At 37.0% G+C, this 16,059-nt stretch carries 12 protein-coding genes; 6 read left to right on the top strand and 6 right to left on the bottom strand.

What is annotated here, in order from left to right; all coding sequences use genetic code 11:
• Positions 1 to 264 precede the first annotated feature (264 nt).
• The 3 genes from HMPREF0389_RS07955 to HMPREF0389_RS07945 all read left to right on the top strand — a co-directional run bounded on the left by HMPREF0389_RS07955 (position 265) and on the right by HMPREF0389_RS07945 (position 4,817).
• Positions 265 to 2,589 carry a Cna B-type domain-containing protein gene (locus tag HMPREF0389_RS07955; RefSeq protein ID WP_014263112.1) on the top strand — a complete coding sequence of 775 codons (2,325 nt, stop codon included), beginning with the start codon at positions 265 to 267 and terminating at the stop codon, positions 2,587 to 2,589.
• Positions 2,590 to 3,358: 769 nt separating this feature from the next.
• Positions 3,359 to 3,970 (top strand): hypothetical protein, encoded by a 612-nt coding sequence (locus HMPREF0389_RS07950; protein ID WP_014263111.1) that lies wholly within the window; start codon positions 3,359 to 3,361, stop codon positions 3,968 to 3,970.
• A gap of 43 nt (positions 3,971 to 4,013) precedes the next feature.
• Positions 4,014 to 4,817 carry a HEAT repeat domain-containing protein gene (locus tag HMPREF0389_RS07945; RefSeq protein WP_014263110.1) on the top strand — a complete coding sequence of 268 codons (804 nt, stop codon included), beginning with the start codon at positions 4,014 to 4,016 and terminating at the stop codon, positions 4,815 to 4,817.
• A gap of 204 nt (positions 4,818 to 5,021) precedes the next feature.
• Here the strand turns inward: HMPREF0389_RS07945 and HMPREF0389_RS07940 are convergent, their stop codons facing one another.
• Together HMPREF0389_RS07940 and HMPREF0389_RS07935 are read right to left on the bottom strand one after the other, a co-directional pair.
• Positions 5,022 to 5,597 (bottom strand): LptF/LptG permease family protein, encoded by a 576-nt coding sequence (locus HMPREF0389_RS07940; protein WP_014263109.1) that lies wholly within the window; start codon positions 5,595 to 5,597, stop codon positions 5,022 to 5,024.
• A gap of 56 nt (positions 5,598 to 5,653) precedes the next feature.
• Positions 5,654 to 7,141, bottom strand: a complete 1,488-nt coding sequence (locus HMPREF0389_RS07935) for a phosphohexomutase domain-containing protein (protein ID WP_014263108.1) — start codon at positions 7,139 to 7,141, stop codon at positions 5,654 to 5,656.
• A 401-nt stretch (positions 7,142 to 7,542) separates the two neighbouring features.
• Here HMPREF0389_RS07935 and nhaC (HMPREF0389_RS07930) point away from each other — a divergent pair, with 401 nt between their 5' ends.
• Both nhaC (HMPREF0389_RS07930) and nhaC (HMPREF0389_RS07925) read left to right on the top strand, forming a co-directional pair.
• Positions 7,543 to 9,030 (top strand): Na+/H+ antiporter NhaC, encoded by a 1,488-nt coding sequence (nhaC, locus tag HMPREF0389_RS07930; protein WP_014263107.1) that lies wholly within the window; start codon positions 7,543 to 7,545, stop codon positions 9,028 to 9,030.
• A gap of 421 nt (positions 9,031 to 9,451) precedes the next feature.
• The gene (nhaC, locus tag HMPREF0389_RS07925) at positions 9,452 to 10,945 is read left to right on the top strand and encodes a Na+/H+ antiporter NhaC (protein ID WP_041250860.1); all 1,494 of its coding nucleotides are present in this window, start codon (positions 9,452 to 9,454) and stop codon (positions 10,943 to 10,945) included.
• 123 nt (positions 10,946 to 11,068) lie between these two features.
• Here the strand turns inward: nhaC (HMPREF0389_RS07925) and HMPREF0389_RS07920 are convergent, their stop codons facing one another.
• Together HMPREF0389_RS07920 and HMPREF0389_RS07915 are read right to left on the bottom strand one after the other, a co-directional pair.
• Positions 11,069 to 11,998, bottom strand: a complete 930-nt coding sequence (locus HMPREF0389_RS07920) for a transketolase family protein (RefSeq protein WP_014263105.1) — start codon at positions 11,996 to 11,998, stop codon at positions 11,069 to 11,071.
• Between the two features lie 3 nt (positions 11,999 to 12,001).
• A complete protein-coding gene (locus HMPREF0389_RS07915; protein WP_014263104.1) occupies positions 12,002 to 12,817 on the bottom strand; it encodes a transketolase in 816 nt (271 codons plus the stop codon).
• A gap of 372 nt (positions 12,818 to 13,189) precedes the next feature.
• Between HMPREF0389_RS07915 and HMPREF0389_RS07910 the strand changes: the two genes are divergently transcribed.
• Positions 13,190 to 13,681 carry a tetratricopeptide repeat protein gene (locus HMPREF0389_RS07910; protein WP_014263103.1) on the top strand — a complete coding sequence of 164 codons (492 nt, stop codon included), beginning with the start codon at positions 13,190 to 13,192 and terminating at the stop codon, positions 13,679 to 13,681.
• Between the two features lie 272 nt (positions 13,682 to 13,953).
• Here the strand turns inward: HMPREF0389_RS07910 and rpsD are convergent, their stop codons facing one another.
• Entirely contained in the window at positions 13,954 to 14,532 is a 579-nt protein-coding gene (rpsD, locus tag HMPREF0389_RS07905) for a 30S ribosomal protein S4 (protein WP_041250859.1), read from the bottom strand.
• A gap of 515 nt (positions 14,533 to 15,047) precedes the next feature.
• Positions 15,048 to 15,935, bottom strand: a complete 888-nt coding sequence (locus tag HMPREF0389_RS07900) for a mechanosensitive ion channel family protein (RefSeq protein WP_014263101.1) — start codon at positions 15,933 to 15,935, stop codon at positions 15,048 to 15,050.
• Between the last annotated feature and the right edge of the window lie 124 nt (positions 15,936 to 16,059).

The following is a 16,059-nucleotide window of genomic DNA, read 5'->3' as shown; positions in this document are numbered from 1 at the left end:
GCATGAGAATGAATTGAGAGGTGAAGTTTGAGTGGAAGCAAGTCGGATATCCGAAAAATTTAGTATGGTAAATGTATCATACAAAGATTGAATGTTTGAGGTTTCGTGACAAACGGATGGACTTGATTTATTGTTTGGTTTATTGTGGATTGAAAGACTTTTGGCAGATATTCAGCATTGCGTTGTTTGTGTTTTTTGTGTAGATGAAAATGCAATGTGTATTTACCAAAGTCAAAATAGTAACAAGGAAAGGAGAGAAAGTAAATGAAAAAGATGATAATAGCACAGAAAGGGATCGGTGTCTTCTTAGTTTTTTTAATGCTGTGGGCAGTGCTTGTACCGACACAGTTCAGTAATATGGTATATGCAGCAGAACTGCCATCTAATGTAATAACAGGGGCGAGAGTTACCGATATTAATGATAACCCTATTAGCGGTCCGGTAGGTGCATGGAGACCGTTCAGGATACATGCAAATTATGAGCTGCCCAATAATGCAGTACACACCGGAGATACGACTACGATGATATTGCCGGTAGGATTTGCGGCGGCACAACCTTTTACATTTGAGGTTAAGGCTGGATCTGATCTTGTTGCAAACGGTCAAATAATTGATGGGAATCCTGTAAAAATTGTTCTTACCTATACTGATTATGTAGAAACACATTCAAACGTTCAAGGCTCATTTTATTTTAATACTCAGATTAACAGCAATACTCAACTTAATACCGGTGTTATTCCGGTAACACTTACTGTTCAGGGAGATAATGCAGTTGTTGATGCAGGTACTGTCACTTTTAACCCGCCGCAAGTTACACCTGTACCATTAATTAAAGCCGGTTGGATGGATTCGACTAATAAAACTATTGGACACTATAAGATAAATGTCAACCAAGCCAATAAAGCGATGGTAGGTGCTACACTTGTTGATACACTGTTAAGTCCTGGTGTTGAATATGTAGATGGTTCTTTTCAGGTGTTTGAAGGGGTATGGGTCAGCAATCCAACCGGAACAGATATCATATTCACTGAACCAAGAGATATAACAGCGGAATTTGCAAATAAAGTTAGTGTTCAAGGTAATCGTTTTACGGTTGCTATAGGTAGTAGACCGGCAGGGAAAGGGTTACAGTTTAGATATAAAGTTAAGATAAATTATGACCCGGTAGTTGGTGAAGTGTTTAACAATGAAGCAGAACTTGAGGATAATGGACAAACCCATAAACACGCTACATCTTATAAAATTATGTATGCCGGTGGTACCGGTGAAGGATATGTGTATAAAATCCAAATCAAGAAAAAAGCAGAGGGTAGCGGAGCCCCTCTTTCCGGGGCAACGTTCAAAGTTATTCGTGTTAGCAATAATGAAACTGTAGGAACAATTACAACAGGAGCAGATGGAAGTGGTGAGATTGGAAATCTGCTTAAGGATGACTATCAACTTGTTGAGATTAAAGCACCTAACGGATATCAACCGTTAACAGCACCGATTGAAGTGAAAGTGAATGAATTTACCGCTAATCAAGTTGCATTCAAAGAGATAGAGAATAAACCGAATACTCAAAACAAAGTAGAAGTAACAGTAACAAAACAGTGGGAAGGAGTAGTAGGAAATCATCCTAATATTAAATTACAACTTCTAAAGAACGGACAGGAGGAAGGTGCTCCTGTTGAGTTAATCAACGGAACAACAACTTACACGTGGACAAATCTGGATGAAAAGAACAATGAGGGAAATCCTTATGACTATAAAGTAAAAGAAGTGGGAGAGAACAAAGGTTATGTTCAACTTGAGAATAATTGGTATAAAGTAATTTATGATGGTTATATGCAAGGGGGATTTACGGTAATCAATAAAAAACTTGATTCATGGACACCTTTACAACCGCCTATAAGAGATATTGCAGTTACTAAGGTATGGAGAAACGATACTCAGGTAGCTGTGGTTCCTCCAGTTAACAGTGTAACCGTAGAATTGTATAAAGACGGAGTAGCAACAGGAAAAACAAAACAACTAAGCGGACAAAATAAATGGACTGCAATCTTTACCGACCTGCCTGTATCAGCGACTTTAGGTGGTGAAAATTATAAATATACTATCAAAGAAGTTGGCGAAAACGGAGGAAAAATAGAGTTCTTCGGAAAGTGGTATAAGGTAATTTATAGCGGAGATATGGCGGATGGATTTGAGGTTACAAATAAGGAGACAACAACTCCGGAAAAACCCGATAAACCTGATAAACCGAATAAGCCAAATGGACCGACACCACCGGGCGGAACAACACCATCGAATGGACCGACACCACCGAGCGGAACAACACCATCGAATGGACCGACACCACCGAGCGGAACAACACCGCCGGATAATCCGACACAACTGGAGAATTCAACACAGACTGACAAAGCAACCAAGTTGAATCATTCAAGTAAGGAGAAAAAGACGACACTATTGAAGAAGATTGCACAATCAGGTCGTCACTTGCCAAAAACAGGAGACGGAGCAAATCCTGCTGTGTATGCATTGGCACTATTTGCATTAGGAAGTTTGTTGACTGTAGTCGGTTATAGACGCAGAAAAAATGTAAACTAAAAAGATAAGTTTCTAAAAGCAAGAAAAGTGCCGGTAAAATCAACAGACTGAAGCAAACAGCTGATTATTCCGATGTTGGTAAAAGATAAAGAACGGAAAGCTGTGTTAAGAACAAAATAGAGGCGAGATCTATTGATAAAGCTTGCTTGAAAAAGAAAAGGGATGCAGAGAAGAGAGCTTGAGTATTCGAAGCTTTTGGAATTGTATCTCTTTTTTTATAAAATCAAATCATCTATCGAAAATAAGGCTTTTATGAGATATAATCTTATCATAAGGCATTGTATCCACAAGAAATAGAATTTGTTTGCGTAAATAGGGAAATGGGATGTATCTGACATATTAGTAGGTATAGTTCTGAGAATCATACCAAACCGTTTTAAAATGGATATATAGTATATGCGTATGAAAAAGAGAATAGACTACACAGGCATAAGCAAAAAGTAGATTGTATATGAAACAGTATGAAATGATTGAACGAATCGAATCTATATAAGTTATTCTTTTGATTGTTTCATGAATCAATTTATTTACAATTTCACAGAGGCTGTACATAACAGTCTCAAGCAACACTTCATTTTCTATGAAATCATTCGATAGAGTTTTAGTATCAATTATCATAAACTCGAATTTGAAAGAACGTATTCTTTTTAAATTTGTCCTAATTGAAGTGAGCGGAACGGAATATTGGAGACTTAAATCGTGAACAGTATTTAAAGTGATGATAGTAGATCAGTACAAGAGATAGTATAATAAAAACGGAGGGATAAGAATGACAGAAAGAAATCAAAACTATATCAATACGGTAAAGATGGAGGAGATACCTTGGCATAGGATTCCCACAACTTATGGACGAGCAACATTGTTTCCTCAGTACTTTGAAGTACTTGAGCAGATGAAAAATATTGAGGAAGTAGAGGCGGCGTTGTACGAAGTATCCATCAATATTGAGCATCAGAGTACCTTGTGGTACGCAGCTCCGTTTACACTGATTTTTCTTGGGAGACTTTTTAAGAAAGCTCTTGCTAAAAGTAGTACCAATAAGAGTGCAAGATATATTGTAGAGGATTTGCTGGAAGGTTTTGATATAATAGCAGAGAGTTTTCGTGACGGAGATGAATTGGAGCATGCGGATCCGTTGCCTTTTTTTGAAGATATGTTGAAAGAAGAATATTTATGGTCGGAAGTTTATGATGAAGAAGAGGATGAACTCCGTTATGAAGAAGAGAATGTTTTTCCGGACGATTTGTTCTACAGTTTCTACTACTATTCTTTTGAAGTGCTGAAAATATATCGCAAAGAGTTTGAAACATTACAAGGGACAGAATTTGATGAAAGAGCGAGGAGTCTTTGTTCGCGGTTTGAGGAAAAGAATGGAAAATGATAGTGTAATTTAAGAAGGGTCAAATTACAAGGAGAGAAAAACAATGACAAAGTCTACGGATAACTTATTACAGGAACTTGAAGCGGAAAAAATTCATCGTGCGAACTTAACGAAAGAAGAGTTACAAAAGGCATACCTTGATTTGGAAAAAGAAAATTTTCCTTCCGGTCAAAAAATCAAATTTATTGCTGATTTAGGTGGAAGTCAAGAGATAGCATATCATTATGAACTTATTTGCAAAGATTGGGAAGAAGAGAGTAAGTTATATTTGCAAAACAGTTTTGATCAACATGGAAGAGAAGGGATAGAATTTTTATTTGAGCGTCTGGACGATGTGGAAGGAGAACAATTCAGAATAGATACCGCTTTTTTGACAGCACAACTTCTTTCTAACATGAAACACAGAGACTTTTATGCATCTTTTTGCAATCGGCTGATTCCTATTTTGATTTCGCTTGCAGATACCGATGATGTAGTTTTTCGTCAAAAGGTTATCATAGCTTTAGGATGTGTGGGAACTTCAGAAGAGATTGATTTTTTGGCACGGAAAATGCTCGCTGATGATGATGGTCTTTGTCGTGCATGGTCTGCAACGAGCTTGATGCAACTGTCATTTCATCGAGGTAATGCAGAAGAGATTCGTGAACGAACAAAGATGGTCTTTCTTCAAGCAATTTCGGAAGAAAAAGAGTGGTATCCTTGTGGAATCATCATAGAAGCGGCACAAACAATATTCGGCAAAAGGTGGATTTCTTCATCCGATGTGGAAAACGAAGTATCTGAAAAAATAGAAAAAGCCCAAAAATCTGCGATACGGTTTTTGGGTAAGTCTGAAAACAATAAATAGAAACAATCAAAATTATACTTTGTAGAGATTGGATGGTTTAATCGTTTAATGGGATTTTAGGATAAGAGTAGTATAATATAAAGTACGGTAAAAACAGTAACTCAAACAATAATAGCCTCCTTGCCGTGTTCGGTGAAGAGGCTATCTGTCAATAAAGGCACTCTGCCGAGAATGATTGATTCCGGCACAGTACCTTTTTTTAGTTTAAGGAACATATTGTTCATACATATCTGTTATGATATTGTTTTGGACGGTGATATAGAAGTAGGAATGTACCTGCTCTGTTCCAACCATTTTCAAAAATTCTTCCAAAGAAACAGTCTTAAATGTAGTAGCGGGATTATCGCTTTCGTTATCAAGCAAATTGATGTTGACGTTTTTATCTAATGTCAGGGTGAACTGTGTTTCATCCTTGTTGTCAATTAGATATCCGTTTGGAAGTTCATCGGGATTTTCTCCTAATTTTTTGATTTCTTCATCATCCTGTCCGCTAAAGAAGATATCTGCTCTGTCAAAAGTGATTCTTCCGGAATCAGCATTTATTTTTTCTAAAATGATGAAGTGTTTTCCGTCTTCTACGGAACCGGAATCCGTTGTATCGGTAGTCGGTTTTTGTGAATCCGAGTCGGGATCTGTAATATTGACATTATCGGAAGAGTCCTCTTTCGGAGGTTCTGTAGGTTGTGTCGGTACAGTTGGAGTTTTTTTGCTGTAGATAAAAATTCCGCATAGAATCACCAATAAAAGCACAGGATAAATGAGTAATTTCTTTTTTTGCATCAATGGTCACCCTTTCTGTTGAATCAATAATGTGTATGATAAAAGTATGAATATCTTTATTTTAACACATTTTGATTCAAATATTTATAGTTTGCAAAAAATTCATACAATATTTCCAAATCTTTTTGTATTCCACCTTCCGTATTGCTTTCCATATTTAATACCAAAAGAGGTTCGTGCAAGGAAATTCTAATCAAAAACCATCCTGTAGGTGTCAGTATTTTGAGACCTTCATAATTTTTTGGTGCAACAGAGTAATTCTTGTGATTCAAAATATACTCCTGTAAATCAGACAGAATAGCAGTTGCATAGTCCTTAAAATTTTTATGCAAAATAGGAATGCGATATTCTTTTTCTTCCGCGGGTTCTTTCAGGGACGAAAGAATTTGTTCTATTGTGAGTCCGCTCTGTTTCCACTTGGATAAGGAAATCAAAATTTTGGCAACAAGGTAAGCGCCGTCATCTAAGAAAGAGTTTTCTGCCATTGCTCCGTGGCCCGAGGTTTCTATGGCAAGATAACATGGTTTGTCAGTTTCTCGGTTGATTCGAATTCCTTCATTGATAACATTGCGATACCCCCTCTTGAACCGATGGTGGATACCGCCGTGCGCTTGGATAAATTCCGCCAAACCGGAGGAAGTAACCGAATCGGTAACAATAACGGATTGAGGATGTTCCTCTAAGGTGATGGCGGATAACAATGCGATGAAGCGATTACGATTGACCTCTTTGCCGTCAGATAAAACGATAGCCGCCCTGTCAACATCCGTATCGAAAATAATTCCCAAATCAGCATGATGTTTTGTTACTGCGTATGAAACGGAATGCATAGCCTCCTTATTTTCAGGATTCGGAATATGGTTTGGAAACAGTCCGTTCGGCTCCAGAAATTGACTTCCTGTTGTATCGGCGCCGAGAGGAGTTAAGATTTGTTCCACAAAAAATCCGCCTGCACCGTTTCCGGCATCGACAATAATATGAACTCCTTTTAAAGGAAGAGCGCAATTCGTTTCTTCCTTTATTTTTTGTATTAAGTGAGCAGAATAATCTGCAATCAAATTTCTTTTAGAAATTGAGCTTTTTCCTTTCGGGAAAGAAGTGGTATCCGAATGATTCAGGATATAGGTAATATCATGTTTTTCCAATCCGCCGTCTTTCGTGAAAAATTTGAATCCGTTGTAAAAATAAGGAAGGTGACTTGCTGTAATCATAATGGCGGCATCTGACTGATAGGAAGGAAAAACAGTGCTCATAAACATAGCGGGAGTTGTCGCAAGACCTACGTCAATGACATGGATTCCGTAAGATACAAATACTTCCGTTAACCATTCTTTCAGTTGTGAGCCGCTCAATCTCGAGTCTGTTCCGATTGATAGTGTCATAGGGGAGTGGAATGAAGTTTGAGTTTTAGTAAGCCAATTGATAAAACCGATAGCGATAGCTTGTGTAGAAGCTTGTGATAGAGTGACAGGGAGTCCATTCTCATTTTCTAATGCGATTCCTCGAATATCAGTTCCGTTTTGTAAATGTAGTAGTGTTGTCATAGTGATTCTCCTTGCCTGACACACAGGGTGCTTTATTGAAATTTCAACTTGTATCATTATAAATAGCTACTACCAGTATATCGCTTGGAAGTATGAGAGTCAATGATAGATGAAATACAAAAAATAAAGATACAGAAAATTCTGTATCATAAAAAAATATATTTTCTCAATATAGAAACACATATTTTTAAAATATTTTAGAGTTTTCTAAAAATTTTTTGTAAAAGTATTGTAAATTTTAAAAATAGAGTTATAATTTATATGTAGTTATTCAAATTGAGAGACAGGAAGGAGGATAGAAAGACTCGGTTCCGTTTGCTTGTTACATAGTATGAAGAATCGAAAAAAAGGAATTATATTTTAATAGTTATCTTATTTTTTGTTGAAAGGAGGACATGAAAATGTCTGAAGAAAAAAGAGAAGTAAGAAAGGCGACGCTCGGCGAGGCGTTGTTGTCATTCGGTCTGTTGGCCGTGATTATGGCGATTGCAATTATCAAATATGGAGTTGACCCACACGTACCGATGTTCTGCGGAGTTATCGTTGCAACATTGATATCATTAAAAATCGGTTATACTTACAGCGAATTGGAACAAGCTATGATTGACGGGATTACAAAAGCGATGCAATCTGCTTTGATCCTAATGGTTATCGGGATTCTAATCGGAGTATGGATGGTGGCAGGGGTTGTTCCTTCTATGATTTATTACGGTTTGAACATCCTATCACCAAAAATCTTCTTACCTGCTACAATGATTATCTGTTCTATTACATCTTTGGCAACAGGTACATCTTGGGGAACAGCGGGAACAATGGGGATTGCATTGATCGGGATTGCACAAGGACTTGGAATTCCTGCAGGAATCACAGCAGGGGCTGCATTGTCGGGAGCATACTTTGGAGATAAAATGTCACCTTTATCCGATACAACAAACTTAGCACCTGCTATGGCGGGAACAGACGTATTTACTCACGTAAAATATATGTTGAAAGCGACAGCTGTAAGTTACCTTATCGCAATGGTAGTATTCGTTACAGTCGGTTTGAAATTCGGTGGAGGAGATGCACAATTACAAGGGATTGCAAACTTACAAACAGCAATTAAGAGTCAATTTAACGTAAGTCCGATTCTTATGCTACCTCCTGTAATCGTTATTGCAACAATTGCTAAGAAAATGCCTGCTATTCCGGGAATTACACTTGGGGTATTGATTGCAGCGGTAATGGGACCTATCTTCCAAGGAAGCAGCTGTGATTTGGGAGCAATTTTCGATTGTGGTATGAACGGTTATGTAGCAACAGTAGAAAACTTACCTGCTGATGTAGCGGCATTATTTACACCTGATGAATTGGATGCATTCTTGAGCTTGCTTTCAAAAGGTGGAATTATGAGTATGATGTTCTCCGTATCTATGACAATCATCGCTATGATGTTCGGTGGGGTTGTAGAAATGACAGGACAAATGGAAATCATCGTAAAACAAATCTTGAAACTTGTAAGAACGGATGCAGGATTGGTTGTATTGACAGAAATCACATGTATCTTCAGTAACATGACTATGCCTGAACAATATATCTCAATCGTTGTACCGGGTCGTATGTATGCACAAACATATCAAGATCGCGGTCTTCACCCTAAATGTTTATCAAATGCATTGGAATCTGCCGGAACAGTATCCGGAGCATTTATTCCATGGCATACATGTGGGGTATTCATGAGTACCACACTTGGAGTTCCGATTTGGGGAGCAGGCGGATATGCACCATGGTTAGTGTTTAACTATGTACAAATTGTTGTGACTGCAGTATTTGCGTACTTGGGAATCACAGTTACAAAGATGACAGACGAAGAAAAGAAAATCTTGGCAGAAACAGGACACGTTTCTTAATTGTCATAAACAGAATAGAAAGAATAAGAGCACCGGAAGATTCCGGTGCTTTTTGTGTGTTGAGAATATCTTGAAAAATTTTTTGTACCGAAACTTTAAAGGAATAGTTTGAAATATATTTCCAAAAGAAATGGTAGATAGAACGTTTGTTTTTTACTAATTTTAGAGTTTTCTAAAAATTTTTTGTAAAAGTATTGTAAAATAAAAAATCGTTGTTATAATGTATATGGTGCACGGTGCTATAACATATACGGGGGATAGGTATATAAAAACCTCGGTTTCGTTTTTAAGATGATGTAATTTCGCTTACATAAGTCTTATGTATTACATAAAAACGGTTTTAATAACAGTGGTATTTTTCAAAATTATCTCTTGTAGAATGGCATTATTCTATTTATTTTTATATTTTTGAAAGGAGAACATGAAAGTGTCTGAAGAAAAAAGAGAAGTAAGAAAGGCGACGCTCGGCGAGGCGTTGTTGTCATTCGGTCTGTTGGCCGTGATTATGGCGATTGCAATTATCAAATATGGAGTTGACCCACACGTACCGATGTTCTGCGGAGTTATCGTTGCAACATTGATATCATTAAAAATCGGTTATACTTACAGCGAATTGGAACAAGCTATGATTGACGGGATTACAAAAGCGATGCAATCTGCTTTGATCCTAATGGTTATCGGGATTCTAATCGGAGTATGGATGGTGGCAGGGGTTGTTCCTTCTATGATTTATTACGGTTTGAACATCCTATCACCAAAAATCTTCTTACCTGCTACAATGATTATCTGTTCTATTACATCTTTGGCAACAGGTACATCTTGGGGAACAGCGGGAACAATGGGGATTGCATTGATCGGGATTGCACAAGGACTTGGAATTCCTGCAGGAATCACAGCAGGGGCTGCATTGTCGGGAGGATACTTTGGAGATAAAATGTCACCTTTATCCGATACAACAAACTTAGCACCTGCTATGGCGGGAACAGACGTATTTACTCACGTAAAATATATGTTGAAAGCGACAGGTGTAAGTTACCTTATCGCAATGGTAGTATTCGTTACAGTCGGTTTGAAATTCGGTGGGGGAGATGCAGAGTTACAAGGAATTATCAACTTGCAAACAGCAATTAAGAGTCAATTTAACGTAAGTCCGATTCTTATGCTACCTCCTGTAATCGTTATTGCAACAATTGCTAAGAAAATGCCTGCTATTCCGGGAATTACACTTGGGGTATTGATTGCAGCGGTAATGGGACCTATCTTCCAAGGAGGAAGTTGTGATTTGGGAGCAATTTTCGATTGTGGTATGAACGGTTATGTAGCAACAGTAGAAAACTTACCTGCTGATGTAGCGGCATTATTTACACCTGATGAATTGGATGCATTCTTGAGCTTGCTTTCAAAAGGTGGAATTATGAGTATGATGTTCTCCGTATCTATGACAATCATCGCTATGATGTTCGGTGGGGTTGTAGAAATGACAGGACAAATGGAAATCATCGTAAAACAAATCTTGAAACTTGTAAGAACGGATGCAGGATTGGTTGTATTGACAGAAATCACATGTATCTTCAGTAACATGGCTATGCCTGAACAATATATCTCAATCGTTGTACCAGGTCGTATGTATGCACAAACATATCAAGATCGCGGTCTTCACCCTAAATGTTTATCAAATGCATTGGAATCTGCCGGAACAGTATCCGGAGCATTTATTCCATGGCATACATGTGGGGTGTTCATGAGTACCACACTTGGAGTTCCGATTTGGGGAGCAGGCGGATATGCACCATGGTTAGTATTTAACTATGTACAAATTGTTGTGACTGCAGTATTTGCGTACTTGGGAATCACAGTTACAAAGATGACAGACGAAGAAAAGAAAATCTTGGCAGAAACAGGACACGTTTCTTAATTGTCATAAACAGAATAGAAAGAATAAGAGCACCGGAAGATTCCGGTGCTTTTTTGTCGGCTAAAATAGGAAAAAAATCGTCCTTTCCCGATAGAAAAGACGATTTCTTGATAAAAGATATTTTTATTTTGAAAGTTGTTCTTTGACGACAGTTACAATATGTTGAGCTGATAGACCGTATTTTTCAATAAGTTCCATCGGTTTTCCGCTTTCTCCGAACGTATCTTGAATTCCTACTTTTACCACTTTGCAAGGATATTGTTCACTTACCACTTCTGAAACTGCTGAACCAAGTCCTCCATAGATACTGTGTTCTTCGCAAGTGATGATTAGTCCTGTTTCTTTCGCTGCTTTGACTAAAATTTCTTGATCGATTGGTTTGATGGTATGGATATGAATGACCCTCGCGTGAATGTTATCTTTTTCTAATTCTTCAGCAGCTTGTAGTGCTTGTCCTGTTTCAAATCCTGTACATACCAAGGTAACATCATTTCCCTCTTTTAAGGTAACACCTTTTCCAATTTCAAATTGATAAGTTTCATCAAAGATGTCTTCTACTGAAGGGCGACCTAATCTTACATAACAAGGACCATCCAATTCAGCGACAGCACGAATGATATGTTCCGTTTCAACTCCGTCGCATGGACAAAATACCTTCATATTCGGAATCACTCTCATCAAAGCTAAGTCTTCTACAGTTTGATGAGATGCGCCATCTTCTCCGACAGTCAATCCGGAGTGAGTGGCACAAACTTTTACATTTAGATTCGGATAGCAGATAGAATTTCGGATTTGGTCATAGGCACGACCTGTCGCAAACATAGCGAAAGTGCTTGCAAAAACAGTATTTCCGCAAGTTGCAAGTCCGGCAGCGATTCCCATCATATTTGCTTCCGCGATTCCAATATTGAAATGTCTGTCAGGAGCTACTTTCTTTGCTTCCGCAGATTTTGTCGATTTGGATAAGTCTGCGTCCAGTACAACAATATTTTTATTTTCTTGAATGATTTTTGCCAATGCAGTTCCGTATGCATCTCTCGTTGCTCGTTTCATTGATTATGCCTCCAATTCTTTCAGTGCAAGTTCACATTGTTCCGCGTTTGGAGCTGAACCGTGCCATCCACATTGATTTTCCATATAAGAAACACCTTTTCCTTTGATTGTTTTTGCGACAATACAGGTAGGTTTGCCGGAAATTGTTTTTGCCTCTTTGTAAGCAGCAAACAATTCATCATAATCATGTCCGTTTACTTCTATAACATGCCATCCGAATGCTTGGAATTTCTCTGCAATCGGATATGGACTCATAACTTCTTCCAATTCGCCGTCAATTTGAAGGTTGTTGTTGTCTACGATAGCAACCAAATTGTCTAATTTGAATTGAGCAGCACTCATTGCCGCCTCCCAAATTTGGCCTTCTTCAATCTCTCCGTCTCCTGTTAATACAAAGACTCGATAGTCCTGTTTGTGTATTTTTGCAGACAATGCCATGCCGACACCCGCAGATAAGCCTTGACCCAAAGAACCGGTGGACATTTCCACGCCGTCCACATAGTTCATATTCGGATGACCTTGTAATTTTGAATTGATTTTTCGGAAAGTTGCAAGTTCTTCTTCAGGAATCAGACCTTTTTCGCACAAAGCTGCATAAATCAACGGAGAAGCGTGTCCTTTTGAAAGAACGAAACGATCTCGATTAGGGGCCTTGAAGTTGTCTTTTCCAAAATTCATTTCTCCAAAATAAAGAGAAGTCAAAATTTCAACACCGGAAAGGGAACCGCCAGGATGACCGGAGTTTGCGGCAGTAACCATCTTTACAATGTTTCTTCGGATATTTTTTGCATGATTCGCCAATTCTTGATATGAGTTCATCGATACCTCCAATAGTGATATATCATTAAAATAATTCTTGATATAGAGAGAAACTTTTGTTCAAAGAAAACAAAACAACTGATACTCTCGCAGATAAATAAGATTTTTTGCTACTATTATCATATAATAAAATGAAGTAAAAATCCATTGTTTTGGTATAAAAAACAAGGATAGTTTCTAAAAAGACATATAAATAGAAGAAATCACGAGAATAATATATACTATATCGGGTTGAAAGAATGAACTGTGAGAATAAAAACTTTGAAAAAATTCATAAAAACAAACAATAACTCATTGAAAAAAGGTATGTTTCTCTGTCGTCCTGTGCTATAATTTAGGATAGAAAAATAGAAAAAGAAAGTAGGAATCAGAATGTTTTCATCAACAAGAGAAGTATTACCTTCCTTAAAGGTAGTCTATGTATTACTAATTGTATTTTTTGTCGCAGTGCTTTTTCGAAATTATTTCAATAAATTGAAGACAAAAGAAGATTATTTGAAACGGGCATCGAATTTAGGGAAACATTGGAAACAATATGACCGTGCCGCCGCAATCTTGAAAAAAGGATTGGATACCCTTACTTTGACAGAAGAAGAACAGGATGTGTTCAATTTCCAAATTGGAATGCAATACTACTACAAAAGAGATTACAAAGAAGCAGTTGAGTATTTTGAAAAAATGGAACGATATTTTAAGAAAGCAAGAATTCCGTTTGACAACGGATATCTTTCTATGATTGTAAGCTATTATAATATCGGAAAAACGGAAAAAGCGAAAAGCCTATATCGTATCTTGAAAAAACAACAAAAATTAGATCCTCGATACGGCGATTTGGATATGTTGGAAAAAAGATTGTTTGACTAAGAATTGACACTGTCTATCTTTTCAGTTGAGTGGACAGAGAAGACTTTTTTGAAGAATAACTTGTGTGGTAAGAGATGATAGTGAATCATTTTACGGGATATAAAACATCGTTTTCTGTTACAAAAGAAGAATAGTTTTTTGGAACAGATTACGAAAGTGTGAGACGAAGTCGGCACGATACAGTAAGAGATAGAGCTTGGGAAAAAATAGTTACAAGACAACATATTATGTAAACTAAAAAAACCTCTTGAAATAGAGGTTTTTTGCATGTCTTATTTAGAGTAGTACTCGATGATAAGAGAGTCTGTAACTTCGATTGGAACTTCTTCTCTTGAAGGAAGAGCAACAAGTTTTCCGCTCAAGTTGTTTTCATCTTTTTGAAGATAGCTTAAGTTGCATAGTGATTCTTTGAAGTTGTTTTTGAATGTATCGATACTTTGAGATCTTTCTCTCAAGCTGATCACATCTCCGACTTTTACTTCATAAGAAGGTCTGTCTACTCTTTTTCCGTTTACTAAGATATGGTGATGAACTACCATTTGTCTTGCCTGACGAAGTGTAGATCCAAATCCCAGACGGTAAACAAGGTTGTCTAAACGACATTCCAATCGTTGAACCAAATTTTCTCCTGCATTACCCTTTGCAGACATCGCAGCTTCTACCCAGTTTGCAAATTGTTTTTCTTGCATATCGTAATAAGCTTTTAATTTTTGTTTTTCATTTAATTGCTTACCGTAATCTGATTGCTTACGAACCTGTGTAGCGCCTCTTTTTAGTGCTTTCGGGTGAGCACAAACATTTACCCCGAATCTTCTTGCCACTTTGAAACGTGGTCCTCTTGGTCTTGCCAATGTATTTCCTCCCTGAAACAATAATACAAAAATTACGTCCCAGCAGCCTATTAAGTATTTTATATCAAAAGTATCCAAAAATCAATCATAAATCAAAATTTAAATGGAAAGTTTTTTGCAGAAAAAAGAACAACTCATAGGGGAATGAGTTGTTCTTTGGGGGTGATTAAAAAATTAACTTAGCTATTACATTTATTTTATGGGATTGAAACAATTATATAATTGATAACTGTTATCTGTTATTATAATATATCAAATGTTTCGGTTTGTAAAGAGTTTTTTTGAAAAAAATTTAATTTTTTTTCAAAAAAGTTGAAAAGAGTGGGAAACGGATTTTATACTCAGCTCTGTATTTCTGATTATATCAATACTTACACAGTATTGATATAAAAAAGAAAAAGAAAAATAATTTGCAAAAAAAATTTTTGTAGAACTGTAAAAATCCGGAAAATGACAAAAACTATTTCGCTTCTAATGATTTTAGAAACAAAATAGTTTTTTAATGGAGTTTCTATTTATTGTTTTCGGTTTTCCGTATCTGGTTTCATATCATTTTCCAGATGAACGGTATGTTGCGGATAAGGGAAGACAATATGATTTTTGTCGAACAAGTCTTTGATGTTTGCCATCAATTCAAAGTATGTGTTCCAATAGTCTTCTGTTTTTACCCAAGGCATGGCTGTGATTTCAACAGAGCTGTCGCGAAATGCGGAAACACCGAATACCGGTTTGGGATCTTGCAAGATTTTTTCGTTGGAAGCATACAAGTTTTGAAGGAGAGAAATTGCTTTTTTATAGTCACTTTCATAGCTGATATTGACACGAATTTCAATTCGTCGAATCGGTGTGGAAGAGTAATTCGTTATTTCTGTATTGGAAATTATTGAATTTGGAATAAATACAATGCAACCGTCCGTTTTTTTGAGTATGGTATACATGACTCTGATTTCAATGACGGTTGCCGTGATACCGTCTTTTAATGTCAACAGGTCATTTACTCGAAACGGTTTGAACATCAAGATTAAAATTCCGGATGCCACATTTGATAAACTGTCTTTCATCGAAAGACCGACTGCAACTCCCAATGCACCCAATACGGTAATAAAGGAATTAACAGGAACTCCGAGGTTTGCGAGTGCGGTGATGATGGATAGAAATACCACAAAAATATAGGTTGTTTCAGAAAGAATCCCTCCCGCAGATGCGTTGTTATTCTCTTTTGCAAAATATTTTTTAATGAGTTTTTTGAATAGCTTTGCAATGATTATTCCAATCGTAAGAATGATAAGAGATTCAATGATTTTGACTCCGTAAGCATTCAAAAACTTTTGCGACCAGGAAAGCAATTCTTCTCCGGTTTCGACCGTTTCTTCAATCTGTTCTATCGGTGTAGTTTGTTCCATTGCGGATACTCCTTTGTATACGATTCTCTGTTTAAATTACCTCATATCTTTGCTTGTGATTCATCGTTTTGATTTTTGCTCATCCTAAGTGACTACATACTTCATTTTCTGACATTCAAAAGAA

Source organism: Filifactor alocis ATCC 35896 (assembly GCF_000163895.2).
In the GTDB taxonomy this organism is placed as follows: Bacteria; Bacillota; Clostridia; order Peptostreptococcales; family Filifactoraceae; genus Filifactor; species Filifactor alocis.
Note: the sequence above shows the minus strand (reverse complement) of the source record. Positions and strands in the feature narration are given on the sequence as shown.